The following is a 21,782-nucleotide window of genomic DNA, read 5'->3' on the forward strand; positions in this document are numbered from 1 at the left end:
CTTATAATCCTCCTCTAATAACAGAGATATTAAATTTTAAGTATCGAATAAATAATTTCCAAAGTGCCTTCGTTGCGAAATACATACCCCACATAGCCAAAATACCTAAACCGCAACTAGCTATAGATATAAATAATTCAAAGTACAAAAAATTTTCTGGAATGAAAATGTTTTTAAGTAAAAGGAAGAAGGGAGCGATTAAAAGGATGAAACTAGCTAACCAGCCGGATAAAACCGAACCTAATATTGTAAATAAGGGGCCTAAAACAAAAATGAAATTGAAAAAACCGAGTGCAATCACAGCTAAGATGGCCCGAAGCAAATTTTGTGTGTTTACGTTTGCTTCTACTTTTTCAACATGATAAGTTGCAAGCAGCTCTTTCGCGATTTGCGAGGGAGAGCCAAGTGATTGAGTAATTTCCTCTTCTTTTTTTCCGGTCGCTAATCCAATTGAAAAGTATTCTTCATAATCTTTTAAGATATCATTTCTCTCTGTATCAGACAAAGGATGTAACGCCGTTTCCAATCTGTTTAAAAAATGATCTTTATTCATAGTTCCCACCTTCTTGAATAATTTGATTAACGCCTTGTGTAAATAAATTCCATTCATCGAGCAATTTTTGTAGATAAATACGCCCTTTTTCAGTCAGACTGTAATACTTTCGAGGAGGACCTTCACTAGATTCTTTTAAATAAGTCGTAAAATATTCCTCTTTTGTTAATCTGCGGAGCAAAGGGTATACCGATCCTTCAGAAATCTCAATTTGATTAGAAATAATTTGTACCAATTCATAGCCATAACGCTCATGTTTATCTAATAATACGAGGACGCATAGCTCTAAAACACCCTTTTTAAATTGAATATTCATTTTACATCCACCTATTCAATTATTGATCAGTATGAACTTCTCTATTGTACGGATCAATATTGTAATATGACTTGAGTATAAAATAACATACAGTATTATTTATTGCAAGGTACTAATATTTTTATATATGCTAAAATAAGACAAATCGACTTGATAGTGCCAAAATCATGAAATGAGGAACTGTACAGATGAAACAAGCCCCTTATTATGCTGTAGAACAGAGGATTTAACAGGGGATGATGACATGCGGAATGAGATAGAAAGTATTTTGGTGAACCAACCAGGTTATCTAGGAATGGATAGCGCGAAAGGAATTACAATATCGTATTGGAAAAATGAACAAGCCCTAAGAAATTGGAGGCAGCAATCAACACATCAAATCGCTCAAAAACAGGGTATAAAAAGATGGTATCAATCTTATGAAATACAAATTTGTAAAGTAGAGCGTACATATCGATTTAATCGAAATGAAGGGAAGCAAGATAATGAATAAAAAAGATCACTTTGGTGACCGTATGAAAGCGTATGAAAATGCATATCGAACTTACTTACCACGTCGACTCCCCGTTCTCATTCGTTTGGATGGTTGCCATTTTCATACTTATACGAAAGGAATGGAAAAACCATATGATGAAGGGTTAACTCTACATATTTGGGACAGAAGATCATGGGGTGTCAGTTAATCTATCATCAAAGCGATGAAATATCCCTCCTCCTTACAAATAATCAAAAATTATCATCTGAATCTTGGTTCAAAAATAACTTACAAAAAATCGCTTCTGTATCCGCTTCAATGGCCACTGCGAAGTTTAATGAAGAAATGAAAAAGATATATCCGGAGTCCCCTCTGGCAATCTTCGATAGTAGGGCTTGGGTGTTGCCACCAGATGAAGTAATGAACTATTTCATTTGGAGACAAAAGGATGCTACTAAAAATAGCATTTCAATGTTGGCGCAAAATCATTTTTCTCAAGGAGACCTAACTGGACTTGATCAGTTCAGACTTCAAGATAAGTTAATGAAAGAAAAAGGGGTAAATTGGAATGATTTACCTATATGGAAAAAGAGAGGAGTTTGTATTCGCAAGATGCCATTTCAGAAAGGAGACGTGACACGTAATCGATGGGAAGTGGATCATGATACACCCATCTTTACGAAAGAGCGAACATACATTAATCAGTTTATCTATCGAAACAACGGAGATTAAAAGAAATAGGTGGTTAATAAATTGGAAATCGTAATATTTATGGGCATACAAGCAAGTGGAAAATCAACCTTTTATAAAGAAAATTTTTTTCGTACCCATGTTCGAATAAATCTAGATATGTTACGTACTAGACACCGTGAAAATATTATCTTAGATGCTTGTTTTCGTGCTAAACAACCTTGTGTAGTAGATAATACGAATCCGACAATCGAAGACCGTAAAAAATATATCACATGGGCTAAGCAACATGATTTTCGCGTAATTGGTTATTACTTTGAGCCGGACTATAAAGGATCAGTTGAACGTAATGCGCAACGAATTCAAGATGAACAGATTCCGATTATTGGTCTCAAAAGTACACTTCACAAATTACATTCACCTCATTATGATGAAGGCTTTGATAAGGTTTACCATGTCAAAATGTTAGATCGTACTTTTTCTGTTGAGAGGAAGTCGTAAGGTAAGTTTGGAAATGGAGACACTGCTCGACCATATATAAAATGAAATTCTGATTAAAAGCAATAGGACAATTGCTGTTTGACATATAAGTGTAAAGAGTAAATCACAAATGTGTTTCCAACTTCATAGGCTAATAACGGTATAGGAGGTAGTGGATGGAGGGGTTCGGTAAATGGTGGGGATGTTGACCGCTTTGGCAGTATTATTTAAAGAAATATTCGTGTTTGTTTCGTACATTAAGAATAATGCTTTTCCACAGCCTTTATCTGAGAAGGACGAGGAACAAAATTTAAAGTTAATGGGTGAGGGAGACGAAATTGCCCGTAACTTATTGATTGAACATAATTTACGGTTAGTAGCTCACATTGTAAAGAAATTTGAAAATACGGGTGAGGATACAGAGGACTTAATTTCAATCGGTACAATCGGCTTAATAAAAGCAATTGAATCTTATCAAACGAATAAGGGAACCAAATTAGCCACTTACGCAGCACGGTGCATTGAGAATGAAATCTTAATGTCAAGCGTGCTACAATAAAGGAAATGATATGACTGAAAGCAGGTGAAGGTGTAATGGCTCATTCTTCCTTTTTCTTTGAAGCTACAGATGGTAAATCAATTTTTGTAAATAAATGGATATCAAATGACAATCCCAAGGGAATTATTCAATTGGCCCATGGCATGGGTGAGCATTCTGGAAGATATGCTCATTTTGCAGAAGAACTAAATCGAAATGGCTACATCGTATATGCAAATGACCATCGCGGACATGGACAAACTGCTGATTCGAAAGAAGAGTTAGGTCATTTTGGTGATGAGAATGGATGGGAGCAAACGGTCTCTGATATGGGGCATCTGTCAACGATCATCAAAAAAGATCATGTTGGCCTTCCGCTATTCTTATTCGGGCATAGTATGGGATCATTTTTAGCAAGAAGATATATACAACGATTTGGTGATGAAATTAAAGGACTCATTTTATCAGGTACAGGGAGCGATCAGGGGATAGTAAGTACACTAGGTATACAGGTAGCAAAACTAGAAGTTGCCATAAAGGGGGGGCGTACGCGTAGTGTGTTAATGAATGAGCTCTCTTTTGGACAATTTAACCGTAAGTTTAAGCCCACCCGTACACCATATGATTGGCTAAGTCGTGATGAAGAGGTTGTGAATCAGTATATTCTGGATCCGCTCTGTGGTGAAATTTCTACAGCTGCTTTTTTCAGGGATTTATTGAATGGAGTGAAAAAATTAGATCAACCCGATTTGCTTGCGCAAGCTCCAAAATCACTTCCTATTTACTTCTTTTCAGGTGAAGAAGATCCAGTGGGCGCTAATACTAAAGGGGTATACAAAACAATTGATCATTATAAAAAAGCGGGATTTAAGCATATAGAGTATCGATTTTATCAGAATGGACGACATGAAATGTTAAATGAATTGAATAAAGAAGAGGTTTACCAAGATATTATCGAATGGTTAGGTCGATACAATCATTAATCTGTGGTGCTCGTTGATTGTAATTTAGAAATGATATTTTTGAATGAAATGCCTAGAAGAAGCTACTTAATAGCATAGACAAAAACTAAAGGAAGAAGCGGATGCCGTCAGGTTTTAGCGGAGCGGACTTTCTATTCCTTTGTCAAGCATGCGTGCATGTAAAACGAAAGGCTATGCTGCAAGTAACTTCAAATTTAACTAGAACCTTGCGTAACCACTGGAGCTGTATAAAATGAACAGAGATGACTCAAAAATAGTAACTTTATATAATCAGGTAAAAATGCCAGTAGTAGGTCTTGGGGTATGGAAAGCAGATGTTGGCGGTGATGTTGAAACAGCTGTTAAAATAGCAGTAAATGGTGGCTATCGCTTAATCGATACGGCCACGATTTATGAAAATGAGATAGGTGTAGGACAGACACTGAGAGAATTAGACATCTCGCGAGAGCAACTCTTTATTACGACTAAGGTGTGGAATACCGATCAAGGTTATGAAAACACGCTTCAAGCATTTGAATTGAGTCGTAAAAATTTAGGTCTTGAATATGTTGATCTCTATCTGATTCATTGGCCTATAAAAGCCACGGTTATCGAAACATGGAAGGCAATGGAACATTTATATCAACAAGGTTATGTAAAAGCAATTGGCGTCAGTAATTTTGAAATTGAACACTTGGAATTCCTCATGGAAAACTGTCAAGTTAAACCTATGGTAAATCAGGTCGAGTTTCATCCTCATCTCACACAAAAAAAATTATTACAGTATTGTAAACAACAAGAAATTCAAGTACAGGCATGGAGTCCTCTCATGCGAGGGAATATATTTGAGGTACCTCTGATTCAACACTTGGCACATAAATATCATAAGACACCTGCACAAATTGTACTTCGTTGGGATCTACAACATGGTGTGGCTACGATCCCCAAATCCATAAAAAGTAGTAGAATTCAAGAGAATATTGACATTTTCGCATTTGAAATCGAACAAGCTGATATGGATCGAGTTGATGCGTTAAACGAAGATAAACGATATGGTTCAAACCCCAATCGTTATTATGAATAAAAATGAATGCCACCTCATTGGTGGTTTTCTTATTTAAGGGGGTGCTTAAATAGGGATGTCTTGGTATACTAAGGTTTATAGTGTACATATGCACTATTGAATTGCTTCATATGTTGCCATAATATGTTCTTATGTGGTTGGGCTGGAATTAATCTAGATGAATAGGTTTTTTCAGGCAAACAGAGAAATTCTGCAGGGGATAGCGAGATTTACATTAATTATGGAAGAGGGAATTTGGATGAAAAAAATGTCACTAGCGTCTTTGGTTATTGCTAGCGTAGTATTAGTGGCTGGTTGTGGGCAAGGAGCGACATCAGAAGGATCCTCTGATGCAACAACAAAACCTAAAAAAGAAGTAGCAGCAGATACTGTTCAGGTGGATATCATGGACGGAATGATCGATGAAATCCCTACTGAAGCAACTTCCGATTTGACAGCAAGTATGCCTCAAGATGGTGAAAAGGGAGAAGTAGATCCAGAATTAAGCAAAAAGGTAGACTATTATGAGGTGCCTAAAACAAGCGAAAAACCAAAAGTAAGTAAAGAAGTAGAAAAAATTATTAAAAAAGAAGCAACTGAGAATAAGTTAAACCTAGATGGATTTGATGTCAATAATAAAGAGAGTCGTTTAGCTGTTCAAATCGCTTTGTCAAATTTGAACGAGTACAGTTCAGAAGAACAAAAGATGATTGTGAAACTGGCTGAAGAAATCGATATCTATGAAAACAAATCTAAGAATGATTATATTAAAGTAATCGATAACAAAATTAAAAATGGTATTGTACTTTCAGATGATGAGAAGGCATTACTAGATGGTTTGGTACCTATTGATGCTGGTACAGAACTAGAGAATGACAAAGGTACAACTGACGGAGGTACAACTGACGGAGGTACAACTGACGGAGGTACAACTGACGGAGGTACAACTGACGGGGGTACAACTGACGGAGGTACAACTGACGGAGATACAACTGACGGGGGTACAACTGACGGAGGTACAACTGACGGGGGTACAACTGACGGAGGTACAACTGACGGAGGTACAACTGACGGGGGTACAACTGACGGGGGTACAACTGACGGAGGTACAACTGACGGAGGTACAACTGACGGGGGTACAACTGACGGAGAGTATGATGGTAAGGCAGCTGCTAATTATGCTAAAACATGGTGGGATAAGCGAAATAATGAACAATATCCATACTATAGCAAAGTGAGCGGTGGTTGCTACGATTGCTGGCCTGACTGTACAAACTTCGTGTCACAAGCCATCAAAGCTGGTGGTATTGAAGACCGCAGTGAATCAGGACTTTGGTGGTATTACAATGATACAAAGCCAGCTTACGCGTGGGGATTAGCAAACAGCTTCTACAAACATTTTAAACAACGTGCGGATGAAATTAAAAAAGTGAAAAATTTAGAGATCGGTGATGTTGTCAACTTTGACTTTACCGGTGATGGAGATATTGATCACACTGTTATCGTAACGAAAAAGGATCGTTGGGGTAATATTTATGTGACTCAGCATACAAGTGATCACAAGAATCGACCGATTAGCCAGCTATTTGTAAGTTCTAAAACCAAAGCATATGCATGGGATATGAGTACTGCTAACCAAAGATAAGATGGATTTTAAAGCCACTTGGATTTTATCCAAGTGGCTTTTATTGCTTTAAGCAATTAGCACAATTCCTTTTTTACAGCGTGTAGATGAACCAGTAGTATTTTTAAAGCATGTGAGGATAGTTGTTGATTATTTACTACGATTGCTTGAAAAATATCAAATAATTCTTGTTTAACTTGTTGGTGAGCGAGTTGTGACTCAATAATTACCGGATCTTGTATCAGTGCATCCACTTGCTCAATCAAGGAAGTCTTATATAATTCTAGATCCTCTTGAATTAATATGCTCTGAGGTTCGGTATAGAGACCAAGTAAGAAATCAGTAGATACCTGAAAATAGTAAGCTAATTTAACAATACTAGAAGCATCAGGTTCGAACACGCCTGTTTCCCATTTGGATATGGTCGAGTTATCTACTCCTACTTGTTTGGCGAGTTCAAGCTGCGTTACTTTTCTATCTTTACGAAGTTGACGAAGGCGTGTAGGAAAATTCATGCTAAATTCACCGGACCTTTTTGAGGATTTCTCAAAATTATTATACAATAAAAAGCTTGTGAAAGATATTGATATTAATAAGGTTTTAAATTGACAATAATCTATCTCTTATATATGATATGCTCAAGATTAATGTAAATCATTAGGAGTGGACAGGTGAATACGAAACTATTGCAATCTTATAGAGAAAGTAAGCGCATCACACTTTTAGAGATGGCAAGAGAATTGGGATTAAAGACAGCAGGGGGTTATGCACGAATTGAAAAAGGTGAGGTGAAACTAAAAGCCGAACAAGTTCCGATAATTGCTAATAAATTAGATTTGAGCTTAAAAGAGGTTGTTGCTCTTTTTATAGAAAAAGAGGAAGTTAAGTGAGCACCAAGCGTGTAACGGAGTAAACGACTAGGACATCTGTTGGGTACATATCTTCTCCATAGGAGGGGATATAAATGGAAATTGAGTTATTGGAAGGAGATCAAGCTGATCAACTTCGTGTTTATTGTTATTTATATTTACTTGAAAAAATGAAGGAGGAATGTTTTACAGATGATCGGGATTTATGTAAGAGTGAGTACGGAAGAACAAGTCAAGAAAGGGTTTAGTTTACAAGATCAAATTAGGGCTTGTCAACTAAAAGCCGGTGCAAACGAGACACATATTTATATGGATGAGGGGCAATCAGGAGAATTTTTAGATCGTCCAGCCTTAACACGTTTGCGAAAAGATATTCAAAGAAAAAAAATCAGACAGGTGGTTTGTCTTGATCCAGACCGCTTATCACGTAAATTGATGAATCAACTTATTCTGGCAGATGAATTTGAAAAACAGGGAGTTACATGGACTTTCGTAAATGGAGATTATGCGAAGACCCCAGAAGGTAATTTATTTTATAGTATGCGGGGTGCAATATCTGAGTTTGAAAAAGCAAAAATTACGGAACGAATGAAGCGTGGACGATTAGCGAAGGCGAGGCAAGGTAAGGTGTTAAGAGATTTTAGAATATTTGGTTATGATTATGACAAAGAACAGGCTCAGCTTGTCATTAATCACGCCGAAGCACAAGTCGTTAAGCTGATATTTGAACGGTTTTTGCGCCCGCGAACTCGAAATGAAGGAATTAACGGAATTGCAAAATATTTAACAGAAAAAGCGATTCCTACAAAAAGAGGTGCATCAGTATGGCATCGACAGGTTGTGAGGCAGATATTAATGAATCGTACTTATATCGGTGAGTTTTATCAAAATCGATGGAACAGTGAAGGAATGATGGGAAATGCTTATCGAGATACCGATGAAAAAGTATCCATTACAAAGCGACCACAATCGGAGTGGCAACTCCTTTCTTGTCCAGCTATTATTGATCAAAACACATTTGAACAAGTACAATCTTTACTAGCAACATCTAGACGGCGCTTTGCCCAAAAAAGCAAGCATTTCTATTTACTAAGTGGTCTATTAAGATGTATGCACTGTGGGAATACCTTAACGGGAAGGAAAAATAAACACTGGGGAAAAGTTGTTTATGTATACAGTGATCGAAAAAACACAGCAGGTGCAAGCCGGAAGGGATGTGGCATGCATATAAAATGTGAGGAATTAGATCAAATGGTGTGGAATCAGCTGAAAGAATGGTTAAAGAACCCCTGCGACCTCACTTTTTCTGATCGGTTATTTCAAAAATTAAATCGATGTAGTGAAGATCAGGTTGAATATGACCAGATTAATCATGAATTACAAAAGATAAAAAAAGGGAAGAAAAGAATGTTGCTCCTCTATGCAAAAAACAGTCAATTAGCGGATGAAAATTTTAGAGAGATATATACGAAGCTTACGAGTAAAGAGAAACAGTTGTCTAAACAGTTGACAAAAATGAAGATGGAAGTTAAGCCATATCAAAACGTGCAACTTCAAAAATTATTAATGAAATATTTTGATGAAAATAAGATTGACTTATTGTCAGATATAGATAAGCGGGAGCTTATAAGAAAAGTGATTTGTGAAATTATGGTTAGTAAAGAGAAGATAACACTACACCTGTTTTGAATACGGGGAATAGCGATCGAACAACCAGACTTCTGACATTAATTTGGAAATCTTAATGCATCTACGCTCGTTAAAAAAAGCACGAAAAGATGTATCACTGCATGATCCGATCGGAACGGATAAAGAGGGGAATGAATACATATGTTGATCATATAGGTATTTTTCTCTAAATGGGTTAAAATAGAAAGAAAATGTGGGAGAGATAAAACATGAGAAAAATGATTTTGCTCTTGTTTGTAAGTGCCAGCCTGGGATTGGTAGGTTGTGAGGCAGTTCAAGAAGTATCAAACACAGTAGACAATGTGACCAATGCGGTAGATTATTTTGATAAGGCAAGTAATTATGTTAGCTTTATGTCTGACTTTTCAAATGAAGCTCCTGGATTAATTGAACAAGCTTTACAAGATGAAAACGCACGTAAAGAATTAGAGGCGAAACTAACAGAACTTCAAACACAGATTAGTACCTTTAATCAACTAACTCCGCCTGAAGCCGTTACTGGCTTACATCAAGAAATATTAGGATTTAATCAGAGCTTAGAAGAGAATGCAAACCTTTACTTACAAAATGTAAAGGATGGTAATCTAGATATGGAACAATTACAAAACAATGACTTCTTTAAGAATATCAATGAAATTAATCGATTGTATCAAGACATAGAATCTTTTAATCAGTAGGAAGGGAAGCCAATATCTGAGGATATTGGCTTTTAACATTACAAATGAGGGTAAATCATTAAAGTGAATGCTTCCCCGCGGAGCTGTTTTTCTTTACTATAAGTGCATTTTTTTATTAATATTTTGAGTAAATTATTTTTGTGTTTGGGGCTCTGTAATGCAATATATAGATCATATGGATTGGATACCATCGAAAGTGGAATGTCAACCTGCTTAGAAGTAGCTGCTACTTGCTGATCGCACTTTTGCAATGCTTTAAGATTTTGTTTGATCTCTTTTATTTCGTTTAGAAGTAGTTGCTTTCGCATCCGATAGGTTTCTAGTTGATAAATACCCGTTTCAAGCAATTCATGTAGATTATTTTTTTGGACGTTTAATTGAGCTAGCCTGCGATGTAATTGTTTAATACCACGCTCTTCCCATGTGTGACTCATTAAGTCTTCTTCTGATAGCGGAATGTCTTGCCATGTAATGGGATGGGTCTGGAAACGCTTATGAATAAAAAGAAGCAACTTTTGTTCAACTACTTCAAATCGACTACTTCTGTTTGGACAACTTGTAGTCGGGCAAATTAAGTGTGGTTTTTGTTTTGTATAGGGGCGGTATACCATGGTAGAAAAACAGTAAGCGCATTTTATAATTCCGGCTAGTGGGTTTCTTACTTCTTGCTTCGTTTTTACAGGTGAATGGGATCGGTTTTGTAGTCGCGCTTGTGCATCTTGGTATTGTTTCATCGAGATAAGAGGTTCATGCTTACCTTGTACATTAATTTCAGATTTCGACGCTTGATTTTTCTGAACCTTCCACTGAATACGACCTGCATACACGGCATTTTTTAAAATATTTAATACATGGTTACCAGACCATTTCCTCTTATAATAGGTTTGAAACCCTCTTTCATTTAAGCGTTGTGCGATACGAGTAGACCCCCAGCTTCTAGTTGGATCAGGATGCGTGTACCAATCAAAGATCATTTTAACAACATGTGATTGTTCTGGATGAGGAATGAGGTATCGTCCATGTTGATCTTGTTTGATTAGATAACCGTATGGTGGTCTTGTTCCAATATAGTTACCTTCTTCAACAGAGCGAATTCGACCACTTTGTAAACGTCTCGTAATCACTTTTAGCTCTTTACGGGCCATAAATGCCTCAAATTCACTATACTCTTCGTCAAATTCATCCCCTAAATCATATACTTTACGGGGTGTTATAATATAAGTTTGAGATTGTTTAAAGGTCTCTAAGATGAGGCCTTGCTCGCGCATATTACCGCGACCTAGGCGGTCTAAGTCCATGACCAATACAGCATCATAAAGATTGGCCTCTACTTCCTCCAATAACTTTAACATCTCAGGTCGATGAATCAAATGTTCTCCTGATGCAATTTCTTGACGTATGCATACTACTTGATCATTACGTGTTTTTGCTAACTGTAATAATGCTTTTTTATGTTTAGCTAATGTTTCTCCTTCTCCGCGAGCTTCTGCTTCTATATCAGCACGTGATTTTCGCAAGTAAATACAAACTTTTAACACATGTTTTTTCCTCCTTCCCTTCTCAAAAGGCTCATTTTTAAATCTTTTGCTACGGTTTTTTCACCTGTAATGTGAAAGCCCATTGATTGATATAACCGTATAGCAGGGGTATTACGTGTTCCTGTCTGGACCTCATAATGGAGAGCCTCTTGTTCACATACATACGCGAGTAGTGATTGTCCAATACCTTTACGAAAGTAAGTAGGGTGTACAACTAAACGATGGATGCAGAGGATGTGATTTTGTATTTCGAATGATAAGACGCCAGCTAATGTACTTTCTTTCATACATCCAATAAATACTTCCGAGCAGTTCTGGATATGATTAATCGATTCTTTTAAATAGGGAATATGATCAAATTGAATCCATTTCGCTTCTACGCGATAAGAAACGATTTGAACATCTCGTATTTGTTGTGCCACTGCTCTATTTTGATGATTAAGTAGGGTAATGGGATGGTTCATATATAGCTCTCCTTATAGCATACAGATAAGATCATGATGTGTATGAGATCACCTTAATTGATGTATTGGGAACAGAACGCGATGAAGTAATGAATTTAGTGGAAATGAAGATCGAAAAGAAAAAAATATACAATCATATACACATATTAGACAAAAGAGAACAAGAAGTGGTACGTTGCCGTTTTGGCTTAAATGGGGGTAAAGAAAAAACGCAACGTGAAATCGCCAAAGAACTTGGAATTTCACGTTCTTATGTATCAAGGATTGAGAAGCGAGCCTTAATCAAATTGTTCCATGAGTTTTATCGTGTAGGGGAATGAAGGAGGCAAATGCCTCCTTCTTTTTGATCCCTCCACTTCCATAATTGGGGCTTTAGCCTCCACCTGATTCCCTGATATCAGCCTTGGAACCGAAGTGCCCAAGAAACGGCATAGTCAGTATACAGGTATATCATACACCTGATTTTCAGGTGAAAAAAGTCCAATTTCGGTACCTCCAAGGATAAGTCCATCAAATTGAAAATCATAATTTTGAATGGCATATACATAAGCTTGTTTCGATTGTACGGTTACAATTTGTTTACAGAACTCATGATAAATCATGTGATGGGTACGTTCTTGCGCTACTTTTGTGGATACAGACGAGTTCGAAAATATTCGTTCATATCCTATAGATAAAGAGATTATTCCATCGTAAATGGGGTTGCTAAAAGCAAAGCTTTTCTCATACCGCAGTAGCATCAATGATGTGTAGAAATGGAATATGAACTGATTCCACAATGGAACGGTAAATGAAATGCATGGTATTGGTTGCAAGGAGGATACTATTTGTGCCCGTCACTTGGATCGATCTAGCTACTTCAGTGTTAGTGAATTACCTTTTTTTTAGAAATTTTGCACCAATCTTTTCATCGAATAAACGGTAATAGAAGTGGTTAGATCACCAGCTCATCCCTCCTAATATGCCGATGGTTTTCATCTTATCCTTATGTGTCTTCGAGTTGCTATAAGGAAGAGGAATAGACAATTTGTTTGGTATTGAAACAAACATGTTCTGTCAGTAGCAAGTGTATTATACGATATCAGTATAATGAAAAGTAGCGATCGTATACATTTACTTCGTTATTTTAAGAAACTACTCAGTCCAAGCTTATTCAGTGGTATAATCAAACTGCATTAGAAGGAGGTACAAAAGTGATATGAAGGAGTCATCAACCGTATCGGTTAAAAGTTTGCTTAAAATAATTGATATAAAAAGTATTCCGTGGTACATGTACGTTTTTATTGTGAGCTTAAGTCTGATTTCAACAGTAGCGAGCCTATTTGTGCCTTGGTTTACAAAAAACATCGTGGATGTGTTGACGGAGCAATCCTTTAGCTGGGTTCCCGTTTTATTCGTCATGTGTGCATTTTTAATAGATGCAGTTGCAGGTGCATTTTCTACCTATTTTCTAGCATTTGCCGGTGGTAAAATGGTAGCCTCATTAAGAAAACGCTTATGGGAAAAAATTTTACATCTACCTGTTTCGTACTTCGATCGTCACCGAACAGGTGAAACGATTAGTCGAGTTAGCAATGATACAGCAGTTATAAGAGAGTTGATAACCAATCATGTCGTATCTGTTTTCTCGGGACTGATTTCATTAGTAGGCGCTATTTCCATTCTGTTTTACTTAGACTGGCAAATGACGTTAGTAATGCTTACATCAGTACCGGTTATCTTTTTGATCATGCGTCCAATTGGCCGTAAGATGTATCAAATATCAAAGAATCTACAAAACGAAACGGCTAAATTTACGAGTTCAATTACTCAAGCAGTATCTGAAATGCGCTTAGTGAAAGCATATGTTGCAGAACCTGTTGAGAAGCGAAATGGAGGACGTGGCATACAACATCTGTTTGAGGTCGGATTAAAGGAAGCGCGCTTGGTAGCAATTTTACAACCATTTATGTCATTTTTAGTCATGTTTATGTTGGTCGTCATTATTGGATATGGTGGTTATCGTGTTTCGGTAGGGTATTTAACAGCTGGAGACCTGGTTGCATTTATCCTCTATATTTTCCAAATTATATTACCGCTAACACAATTAACACAGTTTTTCACAAGCTTACAGAAATCTTTAGGTGCAACAGAACGGATCTTACAAGTGCTATCTCATGAAGAAGAAGATCACACATCAGAACGGACTGCTTTTACGACTTCAAAATCCATCTCCTTTGAGCATGTCCATTTTTCCTATACAAAGGGGGAACCTGTTTTAGATGATGTCAGTTTTGAAATCAAACCTGGAAAAGTGACAGCAATTGTAGGGCCAAGTGGCAGTGGGAAGACGACTTTGTTTTCTCTATTAGAACGCTTTTATGCGCCTACATCTGGTATGATTAAATATGGAAAAGATGAGATTTCGTCATATGCACTCTCCTCGTGGCGTTCACATATTAGTTATGTCTCGCAAGAAAGCCCATTACTAGCGGGTACGATAAGGGAAAATATATGTTATGCTATGCCAAGAGAGGTAAGTGACGATGAAGTACAGCGGGCAGCCCAACTGGCATATGTGGATGAATTTGTAGCAGATTTACCAGAGGGTTATGAAACTGAGACAGGAGAGCGTGGGATGATGCTTTCTGGCGGTCAAAGACAGCGTATTGCAATTGCACGAGCGATCCTCCACAATCCGCAAATTTTAATGCTAGATGAAGCCACTTCAGCGCTTGACTCCACATCAGAGAAAAAAGTCCAAGAGGCATTATCTAATCTCATGATAGGGAGGACGACACTAGTGATTGCCCATCGCTTGTCTACTGTGATTGATGCAGATCAAATTGTAGTAATGGAAAAAGGACGTATTACGGGTATAGGAAATCACCAATCACTACTAGCACAGCATCAGCTTTATCAACAGTTGGTGGATCAACAATTAAAAATGGAGTTAGGGACTCCTATAGCGCAAAAATAAAGCCTTTGCACTTTAAATTAAGTTTCTTTCGGATTCGTGTGATGTTCAGATGAATCTTGAAGCCAACCCATATGAGGGGTTTCTGAGATAGATGAAGATGTTTGTTTTTGACTCATTGCTTGTAGACAAGGTAGACATACTAAAATATTTTTACGACGATTTAAAGATGACCGTGATTCATATTTGGCCGGTTTCTCGTGGCATCTTTCGCATAGATAGCCTTTTACATGCCATTTTTTCATAAGTAACTCTCCTTTCATTTTATACCCTCAATATATGCTAAAAGGTACAATAAGTATGTAATACCCTTAATATATACTGTTGAAACCAGATTTTTTTGAAAGTTAATATCATAAACTGAGCCAGAAATAGGCGTGCCCCATCTACCAATCCATGAATCGTATGTTTGGTGCGTAATGTGAGATAACAAAGGAGCGAAATAGATGAGACTAAATCAATTACAACAATGGTTAAAAACAGAACAACATGACCTTGCATTTATCCATTCTACAGAGAATGTATTTTATCTCACAGGTTTTTATTGTGAACCACACGAACGTCTGATGGGAGTTTTTGTTTTTCCTGAAGATGCCCCCTTTCTTGTTTGTCCCAAAATGGAAGTGAGTCATGTTAAGCAAAGTGGATGGGAAGCTGAAATCATTGGTTATGAGGATCATGAAAATCCTTGGGACAAAATTGCTACCGCTTTTCAAGTGAGAAAGTTGAGTGAACAACAATCTTTAGCCATTGAAAAAGATACAATTCCCTATGCCAGAGTAGAAGCTTTCTTGCAAGTGATACCGAAAGCGCAATTTGTATCTGTCGAGTCTATACTGAATCAAGCTCGCTTAATCAAGGATGAGGCGGAGATTACCATCTTACGCCGTGCGGCAACCATGGCAGACCGTGGCGTCGAGATTGGAATAGGGGCTCTACAAGAGGGAAAAACTGAGCTAGAAGTGATTGCTGAAATTGAATATGAACTAAAAAAACAAGGAATACGACAAATGTCATTTTCAACCTTGGTTTTATTTGGTGAAAAGACGGCTCAGCCACATGGAATACCAGGTGAGAGACGCTTGCGTAAGGGCGACCTTGTTTTGTTTGATCTAGGTGTTGTTTTAGATGGATACTGCTCAGATATCACACGAACTGTTGTTTTTAATTCTATAACAGAGAAACAAAGGGAAATTTACAATATTGTTCTTGAGGCCCAACAACAAGCGCTTATACAATGTGTTAAAGATAAGCCGATGTCAGCTCTCGATCGTACAGCACGCGCGGTTATTGCAGATGCAGGCTATGGCTCTTTCTTTACACATCGATTAGGTCATGGACTAGGGATTGATGTACATGAATTTCCATCACTTCATGAGAAAAGTGAGGGGATTTTAAAGCCGGGGATGGTGTTTACGATTGAACCGGGAGTTTATGTGCCAGAAGTGGGTGGCGTTCGAATAGAAGACGACGTATTCATTACAGACAATGGGTATGAGTTATTAACTCGTTTTCCAAAAGAACTACGAATTGTGTGATATAAAGCCGGATACGAAAAGTGGCAGGGAGTGGAGATATGCTGCAGTTTGCTTTAGATTTATTGGAAAAAATTGGGTTGTGGGGTTTATTTACAGCAACTGCGATTGAGGCTTCTTCTTTGCCTTTTCCAGGAGCCGTTTTTATTTTAATATACGGGTATCTCATCCCAGCGAGCCCATTTAAAATTATGATCATCGCGGTCTTAAATAGTTTTGTCTATGTTTCATTTAGTTTGATTCCCTATCTGATTGGCTATCGACTAGAAGGTTTTACAAAGCGTTGGTTAGATTCAGAAAAAGTAGAGAAAGCACAAGAAAAATTTAGGAAATACGGGGAATGGAGTATCGCATTGTCACGACCTACTGGTTTCGGAAATTATATCTCATATTTATCCGGCATAAGTAAAGTGAAATTGTGGCATTTTATTTTGTTTTCCTTTATTGGCGTGCTTCCTTGGAACTTGCTACTGCTATTCATTGGCAGTCTTGGGACGCTGGATACGGTACAACGCTTTTTAGATATCTCGGAGAAATTCGGCTATGTCATAGTTGGTGTAATCGGAATTGTAGTCATTGCTTGGTGGGTAAACAAAAGAGAAAAAAAACAGCGCGATCAAATGTATAAGGATGAATAAAAGCCGGTATTGTGGACCGGCTTATTTTTATTAGTTTAAAGCTTTAACACCTGTAAAACTTCCCTCGTTTGAATGGCAAAGGTGATTGGATTGGCGATCGTGATATACCGTAAGAGCAATACCTCTGGATTTGTAAACCAACGACTGATTAATACAGAGTAGACAACGCTGGTTTGTTTACGTAAAGTCTGTAAGTAAGGCTTTACTTCTTTTCTTAAAAGACCAACTGAGCCGATACATAGGGCGTTCCCTTGGGGATCTAGGGATTGAAAGGAAAAGTTTAAAAGTCCAATACTTCCAATTGTAGTGGGGATTCCGTTTACTTTAACTTTTAAATTCCTCGATTGAAGTACATCGCAAGAAGTATTAAAAAACTCTGCATTTCCACCAATGCCAATGATGTTTTGGAAAGTTGTACATAGTTTTTGTAATGCGGGGTTCGTTGGAGTTTGAGATTGCGATTGAGGAAGAGAGTTCGTTAAATCGCTTAATATACGGGCTTTTTGTGCAAATCGAATTGGGCTTTCAATAGATTGAAAGAAGACATCTATGATCCGAGGCGTTGTAAATGTACTGTATTGCGAAATGTCAGTTATGGTAAATCCTAACTGTGTGAGTGTATTTACTAGAGGCGTTACTTCTGTTTCGAGTAAAGCGAGGAAACCTAGATTTAAGGTTTTATCAGGAATAGAGGTGCGAGCTATCCAAAAAGCGTTATTTATGGGGTCTGTTGAATTGCGTCCTAATACGTTGACCTGAAACTGCCGTAGATTAGTAATTAAGCAATTATTCTTTGTATCTCCAAAGCTACTTACATTGCCGTTAATGATACGACTTAATCTTAAACAAAGCTGAGGTGTGATATTCATTTTTCACGCTCCTTCATGTGAAAAGCAAATACTCCTTTCTATACTATGTCCGTATTCGAATAAAGTGTGTATAAGATCGTCACTTCTGCCGAAATTGTGAATAAGCCCAAAAATATATGGATTTTTGAGCTTATTGAATGTACCATCTTGCCTAATTTTATCTGATTATTTAAAATGGAATTAATGGACACTAAGCTTTTTGTGATTGAAAATCTTTTAACTGAATAAGATCTGATTCGTGCTTTTCATGTGTTTTATCAAATAATTTTTCAAAAATAGGCATGAGCTCATCTTCTAACATATTTAGCCCTTCTTCTGTTACCCCACCGGGAACAGCCACGCATTGTTGGACTGTTTCTAAATCATAATCACCAAGTAAAAGTAATTCAGAAAGACCATATAACATTTGTGTCGTGATTTGTGTGGCAACGTCTTTGGAGACCTCTCTTTTTTCAGAAGCAACTGTAATCATTTGTTCTATGATTTTTGCAAGAAATGCGGGTCCACAGCTAGAAAGATCTGAGCATATACGTGCTTGGTTTTCTTCGATTTCGATCGGTTGGCTAATGGATTCAAGCATCTCTATAAATTGCGTACGCTCTTGTGTAGAAAAAGCATCATTGAGGGTGTACAATGTGTTACCAGCCAAGACTTGATTTGTAATACTTGGAATCACTTTAGCAATTTTACAAGAAACCCAAGACTCTAAATCTTTTATTTGGATGGGACTAGTGATGGAAATCAGTATTTGTTCTGGCTTGATAAAGGAGTTAATTTCTGAAAACAAATCCTTAAACTGGTGTGGTTTTACACAAATAAAGATGATATCCACATTTTCAACGAGTTCTTGATTTTGTTGGGCAATCTTTAAACCAGGAAACGCTTTGGCGAGACGATTTGCTTTCTCTTCTGTACGATTACTAACCGTGATATCAGAGGGGTTAAATGTTTCAGCTGTAAGGAAAGCTTCGACCAATATGCTTCCCATGTTTCCAGTTCCAATAAACCCTGCTTTCATTATGCATTCTCCTCTAGCTGGAAAGGTATATATGTAATCTTATGTATGAAAAATATGATTATGTGGTCCTTTTTTGAATGGACAGACTAGAAAGAAAGGTCATGATAAATCATTTTGAAGGAGAGAGCGCGAGATGTTTGAAATGATGTGGAGTACACGTGAAAAGGTGCTCGTAAGTATCATTATTATTCTGGGGGTTGCACTTGGCATTGTGCTATGGTATCCAACACAAAGCGATCCACCTTCAAATCAATCATGGCAAACCTATTCTGAACAAGATGAGGAGGAAGTGAATCAGCAGAAAGAGGAGGAATCGAATACGATCGTCATTGATGTGAAAGGCGCTGTACAAGAACCGGGTTTAGTCGAACTCGAGCAAGGTGCTAGGGTATCAGATGCGATCGAACAAGCTGGGCAACTAACGGAAAAAGCGGATAGTAATCAAATCAATTTAGCTGCACGATTGCAAGACGGCGAAGTCGTTTATGTTCCTCAGATGGGGGAAGAAGTGTCGATTTTAGTCCTTCCAGACAAAGCAAACACCACAGTGAACTTAAACCGAGCTACAATAGCGGAACTGGAGCAGCTTACCGGGATCGGACAAGCTAAGGCTGAAGCTATTATCCAATACCGAGATGAAAATGGTTCCTTTACCACGATTGAAGAGGTGATGAAAGTGAGTGGGATTGGGGAGAAAACTTTTAAACAATTTAAAGACGAAGTATCTGTTAAGTGAAATCTAGCAATACCGATTAGCCAGGTTCTCCAAATAAAGAACCTGGCTAACCTTGCGGTGATTATACCGATAATACTTCACGTACTTTAGTTAATGCCTCATCTAACTCTGCTGCTGTGATTGTAAGAGGTGGAGCAAAACGAATGGTGTTCTCATGAGTCTCTTTACATAATAACCCCTTTTGCATGAGCGATTCGCAGTAAGGGCGGGCTGATTCGTGTAGCTCAACCCCTATAAATAACCCTTTACCTCTTACCTCTTTGATAATCGGATTATTTATTTTCTTCAATTCATCCATAAAGTACTGACCTAATTCTCGTGAACGCTTAGGTAGCTCTTCTTCTTTGAGTACATCTAATGCAGCAATTGCGACCGCACAGGAAAGGGGATTCCCGCCGAATGTAGAACCGTGTGAGCCTGGCTCAAATACACCTAAGATATCCTGGTTAGCGGCTACAGCTGAGATGGGAAGAACGCCACCGCCCAATGCTTTTCCCATGATGTAAAGATCAGGGACAATATTTTCCCAATCAGAAGCAAAAGTTTGTCCAGTCCGTCCAAATCCAGTCTGAATTTCATCAGCAACAAACAAGACGTTCTCTTCCTTGCAGATTTGATAAGCTTCAGCTAAGAATCCTTCTGGTGGGACGATTACGCCTGCTTCTCCTTGAATGGGTTCTACAAGAAATGCAGCGGTATGAGGCGTGATGGCTTCTCTCAATGCGTTTACATCACCATAAGGAATTACTTTAAAGCCAGGTGTTAGCGGGCCAAATCCACGCTTGTATTCATCGCTAGAAGAGAGAGAAACAGCTGTAATGGTTCTTCCATGGAAATTTTCTTCACATACAATAATCTCTGCTTGATCAGTAGGAACTTGCTTCACATCATATGCCCAGCGACGTACAGCTTTAATGGCAGTTTCAACTGCCTCAGCACCAGTATTCATCGGTAAGATCATATCTTTCCCTGTGACTTCAGCTAGTTTCTCATAAAAAGTGCCAAGCTGATCATTGTGAAAAGCACGTGAGGTTAAGGTTACTTTGTCAGCTTGTTCTTTTAATGCTTTAATCAGGCGAGGATGACGATGACCGTGATTTAATGCAGAATAAGCACTAAGCATATCCATGTAGCGATTCCCATCTGCATCTTCAACCCAGATTCCTTCTGCTTTTGCAATAACAATCGGTAATGGATGGTAGTTGTTTGCCCCAAACTTTTCAGTAAGTTGTATAAACGTTTCATTGGTCGACATATGTATACCTCTCTTTCAAAAATCTTACACTCATTGTACGGGAAGCGAATGAAGAAAAGCAATCAAATGTATGCTTAGCCATTTTTTTGTATATTATTAACTCGTCTTATATACTTTTAACCATTTTCTGATGATTTTCTCATGATCTAAAATTATTTGGCTTTTATGTAGAATCGTGTAAAATATGTAGTGAGAAGGAAGGAAAGAAGGGATTTTAAAGATGAGTTTAAAATCAGATAAGTGGATTCGGCGACAATCAGAACAGCATCAAATGATTACGCCTTTTGTAGATCGGAATGTGGGTAAAGGAGAAGCAGTAAGTTATGGATTAAGTAGCTATGGATATGATCTCCGTGTATCCGACGAATATAAAATATTTCATAATGCACTAAATCCGATTATTGACCCTAAGAAAATCGATGAGGATTCTTTTATCGATTTTAAAGGGGATGTGTGTATTATACCACCTAATTCATTTGCATTGGCGCGCTCAGTTGAATACTTTAAGATTCCAGATAATGTACTAGCTGTCTGTGTCGGTAAGTCTACCTATGCAAGATGTGGGATTATCACCAACGTCACACCATTTGAACCCGGATGGGAAGGTTATGTGACACTTGAAATTTCTAATACCACACCACTACCGGCTAAAATTTATTCAAACGAAGGCTTGTGTCAAGTGCTTTTCTTTGAGAGTGATGAGGCATGTGAAGTTTCTTATCGGTTAAAGCAAGGAAAGTATCAAAACCAGGTTGGAATCACCTTACCTAAAGTTTGAGGTGAATAGAGGTGCGAGAAGGCACCTCTATTATAAATAGATAAAATATTCTAATAACA

The 21,782-nt window shown here is 37.7% G+C and carries 25 protein-coding genes and 3 pseudogenes; 18 read left to right on the top strand and 10 right to left on the bottom strand.

Going from position 1 to position 21,782, the window contains the following annotated elements; translation table 11 throughout:
* Window position 1 precedes the first annotated feature (1 nt).
* Window positions 2-553, bottom strand: coding sequence for an HAAS signaling domain-containing protein (locus tag IC619_RS05895; RefSeq protein ID WP_191139020.1), 552 nt, complete (start codon window positions 551-553; stop codon window positions 2-4).
* Window positions 546-869, bottom strand: a complete 324-nt coding sequence (locus tag IC619_RS05900) for a PadR family transcriptional regulator (protein WP_191139019.1) — start codon at window positions 867-869, stop codon at window positions 546-548. The genes IC619_RS05895 and IC619_RS05900 overlap by 8 nt, the downstream gene beginning before the upstream one ends.
* 244 nt (window positions 870-1,113) lie before the next feature.
* Between IC619_RS05900 and IC619_RS05905 the strand changes: the two genes are divergently transcribed.
* The 7 genes and pseudogenes from IC619_RS05905 (at window position 1,114) to IC619_RS05935 (ending at window position 6,722) form a co-directional block, all read left to right on the top strand.
* The gene (locus tag IC619_RS05905) at window positions 1,114-1,362 is read left to right on the top strand and encodes an antibiotic biosynthesis monooxygenase family protein (protein ID WP_191139018.1); all 249 of its coding nucleotides are present in this window, start codon (window positions 1,114-1,116) and stop codon (window positions 1,360-1,362) included.
* Window positions 1,355-2,076, top strand: a pseudogene (locus IC619_RS05910) (tRNA(His) guanylyltransferase Thg1 family protein). The gene IC619_RS05905 and the pseudogene IC619_RS05910 overlap by 8 nt, the downstream one beginning before the upstream one ends.
* A gap of 21 nt (window positions 2,077-2,097) precedes the next feature.
* Window positions 2,098-2,535 (top strand): ATP-binding protein, encoded by a 438-nt coding sequence (locus tag IC619_RS05915; protein ID WP_191139017.1) that lies wholly within the window; start codon window positions 2,098-2,100, stop codon window positions 2,533-2,535.
* Between the two features lie 172 nt (window positions 2,536-2,707).
* Window positions 2,708-3,055, top strand: a pseudogene (locus IC619_RS05920) (sigma-70 family RNA polymerase sigma factor); the annotation flags it as partial.
* Window positions 3,056-3,108: 53 nt separating this feature from the next.
* On the top strand, window positions 3,109-4,035 hold the full coding sequence (locus IC619_RS05925) for an alpha/beta hydrolase (RefSeq protein WP_191139015.1): 927 nt from the start codon (window positions 3,109-3,111) through the stop codon (window positions 4,033-4,035).
* Window positions 4,036-4,267: 232 nt separating this feature from the next.
* Window positions 4,268-5,098, top strand: coding sequence for an aldo/keto reductase (locus IC619_RS05930; RefSeq protein WP_191139014.1), 831 nt, complete (start codon window positions 4,268-4,270; stop codon window positions 5,096-5,098).
* A 238-nt stretch (window positions 5,099-5,336) separates the two neighbouring features.
* On the top strand, window positions 5,337-6,722 hold the full coding sequence (locus IC619_RS05935) for an amidase domain-containing protein (RefSeq protein ID WP_191139013.1): 1,386 nt from the start codon (window positions 5,337-5,339) through the stop codon (window positions 6,720-6,722).
* A gap of 56 nt (window positions 6,723-6,778) precedes the next feature.
* On the opposite strand, the gene IC619_RS05940 is transcribed toward IC619_RS05935, so the two are convergent.
* Window positions 6,779-7,216 carry a helix-turn-helix domain-containing protein gene (locus IC619_RS05940; RefSeq protein ID WP_191139012.1) on the bottom strand — a complete coding sequence of 146 codons (438 nt, stop codon included), beginning with the start codon at window positions 7,214-7,216 and terminating at the stop codon, window positions 6,779-6,781.
* 156 nt (window positions 7,217-7,372) lie between these two features.
* Here IC619_RS05940 and IC619_RS05945 point away from each other — a divergent pair, with 156 nt between their 5' ends.
* The 5 genes and pseudogenes from IC619_RS05945 (at window position 7,373) to IC619_RS05965 (ending at window position 9,936) form a co-directional block, all read left to right on the top strand.
* Window positions 7,373-7,591 (top strand): helix-turn-helix domain-containing protein, encoded by a 219-nt coding sequence (locus IC619_RS05945; RefSeq protein ID WP_191139011.1) that lies wholly within the window; start codon window positions 7,373-7,375, stop codon window positions 7,589-7,591.
* Window positions 7,592-7,665: 74 nt separating this feature from the next.
* The gene (locus IC619_RS05950; protein ID WP_191139010.1) at window positions 7,666-7,818 is read left to right on the top strand and encodes a hypothetical protein; all 153 of its coding nucleotides are present in this window, start codon (window positions 7,666-7,668) and stop codon (window positions 7,816-7,818) included.
* Window positions 7,763-9,259: a recombinase family protein gene (locus tag IC619_RS05955; protein WP_191139009.1), complete on the top strand. Its 1,497-nt coding sequence runs from the start codon at window positions 7,763-7,765 to the stop codon at window positions 9,257-9,259. The genes IC619_RS05950 and IC619_RS05955 overlap by 56 nt, the downstream gene beginning before the upstream one ends.
* A gap of 37 nt (window positions 9,260-9,296) precedes the next feature.
* A pseudogene (locus IC619_RS05960) lies at window positions 9,297-9,395 on the top strand (flagellar biosynthesis protein FliA); the annotation flags it as partial.
* Window positions 9,396-9,468: 73 nt separating this feature from the next.
* Window positions 9,469-9,936, top strand: a complete 468-nt coding sequence (locus tag IC619_RS05965; RefSeq protein ID WP_191139008.1) for a DUF6376 family protein — start codon at window positions 9,469-9,471, stop codon at window positions 9,934-9,936.
* Window positions 9,937-9,974: 38 nt separating this feature from the next.
* On the opposite strand, the gene IC619_RS05970 is transcribed toward IC619_RS05965, so the two are convergent.
* Both IC619_RS05970 and IC619_RS05975 read right to left on the bottom strand, forming a co-directional pair.
* Window positions 9,975-11,474 (bottom strand): recombinase family protein, encoded by a 1,500-nt coding sequence (locus IC619_RS05970; RefSeq protein WP_191139007.1) that lies wholly within the window; start codon window positions 11,472-11,474, stop codon window positions 9,975-9,977.
* Window positions 11,468-11,938: a GNAT family N-acetyltransferase gene (locus IC619_RS05975; RefSeq protein ID WP_191139006.1), complete on the bottom strand. Its 471-nt coding sequence runs from the start codon at window positions 11,936-11,938 to the stop codon at window positions 11,468-11,470. The genes IC619_RS05970 and IC619_RS05975 overlap by 7 nt, the downstream gene beginning before the upstream one ends.
* Window positions 11,939-11,976: 38 nt before the next feature.
* On the opposite strand from IC619_RS05975, the gene IC619_RS05980 reads away from it, so the two are divergent.
* Window positions 11,977-12,258 (top strand): sigma-70 family RNA polymerase sigma factor, encoded by a 282-nt coding sequence (locus IC619_RS05980; protein WP_430624094.1) that lies wholly within the window; start codon window positions 11,977-11,979, stop codon window positions 12,256-12,258.
* A 114-nt stretch (window positions 12,259-12,372) separates the two neighbouring features.
* Here IC619_RS05980 and IC619_RS05985 read toward each other — a convergent pair whose 3' ends face one another.
* The gene (locus IC619_RS05985; RefSeq protein ID WP_191139005.1) at window positions 12,373-12,540 is read right to left on the bottom strand and encodes a hypothetical protein; all 168 of its coding nucleotides are present in this window, start codon (window positions 12,538-12,540) and stop codon (window positions 12,373-12,375) included.
* A gap of 596 nt (window positions 12,541-13,136) precedes the next feature.
* Between IC619_RS05985 and IC619_RS05990 the strand changes: the two genes are divergently transcribed.
* Window positions 13,137-14,897 carry an ABC transporter ATP-binding protein gene (locus tag IC619_RS05990; RefSeq protein ID WP_191139004.1) on the top strand — a complete coding sequence of 587 codons (1,761 nt, stop codon included), beginning with the start codon at window positions 13,137-13,139 and terminating at the stop codon, window positions 14,895-14,897.
* Window positions 14,898-14,914: 17 nt separating this feature from the next.
* On the opposite strand, the gene IC619_RS05995 is transcribed toward IC619_RS05990, so the two are convergent.
* A complete protein-coding gene (locus IC619_RS05995; RefSeq protein ID WP_191139003.1) occupies window positions 14,915-15,139 on the bottom strand; it encodes a hypothetical protein in 225 nt (74 codons plus the stop codon).
* A 201-nt stretch (window positions 15,140-15,340) separates the two neighbouring features.
* Here IC619_RS05995 and IC619_RS06000 point away from each other — a divergent pair, with 201 nt between their 5' ends.
* Both IC619_RS06000 and IC619_RS06005 read left to right on the top strand, forming a co-directional pair.
* Window positions 15,341-16,432 carry a M24 family metallopeptidase gene (locus IC619_RS06000; protein ID WP_191139002.1) on the top strand — a complete coding sequence of 364 codons (1,092 nt, stop codon included), beginning with the start codon at window positions 15,341-15,343 and terminating at the stop codon, window positions 16,430-16,432.
* Between the two features lie 38 nt (window positions 16,433-16,470).
* Window positions 16,471-17,067, top strand: coding sequence for a DedA family protein (locus tag IC619_RS06005; protein ID WP_191139001.1), 597 nt, complete (start codon window positions 16,471-16,473; stop codon window positions 17,065-17,067).
* A 35-nt stretch (window positions 17,068-17,102) separates the two neighbouring features.
* On the opposite strand, the gene IC619_RS06010 is transcribed toward IC619_RS06005, so the two are convergent.
* Together IC619_RS06010 and comER are read right to left on the bottom strand one after the other, a co-directional pair.
* Window positions 17,103-17,936, bottom strand: a complete 834-nt coding sequence (locus IC619_RS06010; protein WP_191139000.1) for a DUF1259 domain-containing protein — start codon at window positions 17,934-17,936, stop codon at window positions 17,103-17,105.
* Between the two features lie 190 nt (window positions 17,937-18,126).
* The gene (comER, locus tag IC619_RS06015) at window positions 18,127-18,954 is read right to left on the bottom strand and encodes a late competence protein ComER (protein WP_191138999.1); all 828 of its coding nucleotides are present in this window, start codon (window positions 18,952-18,954) and stop codon (window positions 18,127-18,129) included.
* Window positions 18,955-19,087: 133 nt separating this feature from the next.
* Between comER and IC619_RS06020 the strand changes: the two genes are divergently transcribed.
* Window positions 19,088-19,690 carry a helix-hairpin-helix domain-containing protein gene (locus IC619_RS06020; protein ID WP_191138998.1) on the top strand — a complete coding sequence of 201 codons (603 nt, stop codon included), beginning with the start codon at window positions 19,088-19,090 and terminating at the stop codon, window positions 19,688-19,690.
* A 61-nt stretch (window positions 19,691-19,751) separates the two neighbouring features.
* Here IC619_RS06020 and IC619_RS06025 read toward each other — a convergent pair whose 3' ends face one another.
* Window positions 19,752-20,945 carry an ornithine--oxo-acid transaminase gene (locus tag IC619_RS06025; RefSeq protein WP_191138997.1) on the bottom strand — a complete coding sequence of 398 codons (1,194 nt, stop codon included), beginning with the start codon at window positions 20,943-20,945 and terminating at the stop codon, window positions 19,752-19,754.
* Window positions 20,946-21,165: 220 nt separating this feature from the next.
* Between IC619_RS06025 and dcd the strand changes: the two genes are divergently transcribed.
* A complete protein-coding gene (dcd, locus tag IC619_RS06030; RefSeq protein WP_191138996.1) occupies window positions 21,166-21,723 on the top strand; it encodes a dCTP deaminase in 558 nt (185 codons plus the stop codon).
* Window positions 21,724-21,782: the final 59 nt, after the last annotated feature.

The organism is Polycladospora coralii, assembly GCF_014773435.2.
GTDB classification, from domain to species: domain Bacteria; phylum Bacillota; class Bacilli; order Thermoactinomycetales; family Thermoactinomycetaceae; genus Polycladospora; species Polycladospora coralii.

What these genes read in the sequence shown, in the direction of transcription:
- IC619_RS05930 (WP_191139014.1), top strand. Translation starts at nt 4,268, where the DNA reads ATGAACAGAGATGACTCAAAAATAGTAACTTTATATAATCAGGTAAAA.
- IC619_RS05950 (WP_191139010.1), top strand. Translation starts at nt 7,666, where the DNA reads ATGGAAATTGAGTTATTGGAAGGAGATCAAGCTGATCAACTTCGTGTT.
- IC619_RS06010 (WP_191139000.1), bottom strand. Translation starts at nt 17,936, where the DNA reads ATGAATATCACACCTCAGCTTTGTTTAAGATTAAGTCGTATCATTAAC.
- IC619_RS05955 (WP_191139009.1), top strand. Translation starts at nt 7,763, where the DNA reads ATGATCGGGATTTATGTAAGAGTGAGTACGGAAGAACAAGTCAAGAAA.
- IC619_RS05985 (WP_191139005.1), bottom strand. Translation starts at nt 12,540, where the DNA reads ATGATTTATCATGAGTTCTGTAAACAAATTGTAACCGTACAATCGAAA.
- IC619_RS06020 (WP_191138998.1), top strand. Translation starts at nt 19,088, where the DNA reads ATGTTTGAAATGATGTGGAGTACACGTGAAAAGGTGCTCGTAAGTATC.
- comER (WP_191138999.1), bottom strand. Translation starts at nt 18,954, where the DNA reads ATGAAAGCAGGGTTTATTGGAACTGGAAACATGGGAAGCATATTGGTC.
- IC619_RS05995 (WP_191139003.1), bottom strand. Translation starts at nt 15,139, where the DNA reads ATGAAAAAATGGCATGTAAAAGGCTATCTATGCGAAAGATGCCACGAG.
- IC619_RS05935 (WP_191139013.1), top strand. Translation starts at nt 5,337, where the DNA reads ATGAAAAAAATGTCACTAGCGTCTTTGGTTATTGCTAGCGTAGTATTA.
- IC619_RS05925 (WP_191139015.1), top strand. Translation starts at nt 3,109, where the DNA reads ATGGCTCATTCTTCCTTTTTCTTTGAAGCTACAGATGGTAAATCAATT.
- IC619_RS05990 (WP_191139004.1), top strand. Translation starts at nt 13,137, where the DNA reads ATGAAGGAGTCATCAACCGTATCGGTTAAAAGTTTGCTTAAAATAATT.
- IC619_RS06025 (WP_191138997.1), bottom strand. Translation starts at nt 20,945, where the DNA reads ATGTCGACCAATGAAACGTTTATACAACTTACTGAAAAGTTTGGGGCA.
- IC619_RS05965 (WP_191139008.1), top strand. Translation starts at nt 9,469, where the DNA reads ATGAGAAAAATGATTTTGCTCTTGTTTGTAAGTGCCAGCCTGGGATTG.
- dcd (WP_191138996.1), top strand. Translation starts at nt 21,166, where the DNA reads ATGAGTTTAAAATCAGATAAGTGGATTCGGCGACAATCAGAACAGCAT.
- IC619_RS05940 (WP_191139012.1), bottom strand. Translation starts at nt 7,216, where the DNA reads ATGAATTTTCCTACACGCCTTCGTCAACTTCGTAAAGATAGAAAAGTA.
- IC619_RS05895 (WP_191139020.1), bottom strand. Translation starts at nt 553, where the DNA reads ATGAATAAAGATCATTTTTTAAACAGATTGGAAACGGCGTTACATCCT.
- IC619_RS05905 (WP_191139018.1), top strand. Translation starts at nt 1,114, where the DNA reads ATGCGGAATGAGATAGAAAGTATTTTGGTGAACCAACCAGGTTATCTA.
- IC619_RS06005 (WP_191139001.1), top strand. Translation starts at nt 16,471, where the DNA reads ATGCTGCAGTTTGCTTTAGATTTATTGGAAAAAATTGGGTTGTGGGGT.
- IC619_RS06000 (WP_191139002.1), top strand. Translation starts at nt 15,341, where the DNA reads ATGAGACTAAATCAATTACAACAATGGTTAAAAACAGAACAACATGAC.
- IC619_RS05900 (WP_191139019.1), bottom strand. Translation starts at nt 869, where the DNA reads ATGAATATTCAATTTAAAAAGGGTGTTTTAGAGCTATGCGTCCTCGTA.
- IC619_RS05975 (WP_191139006.1), bottom strand. Translation starts at nt 11,938, where the DNA reads ATGAACCATCCCATTACCCTACTTAATCATCAAAATAGAGCAGTGGCA.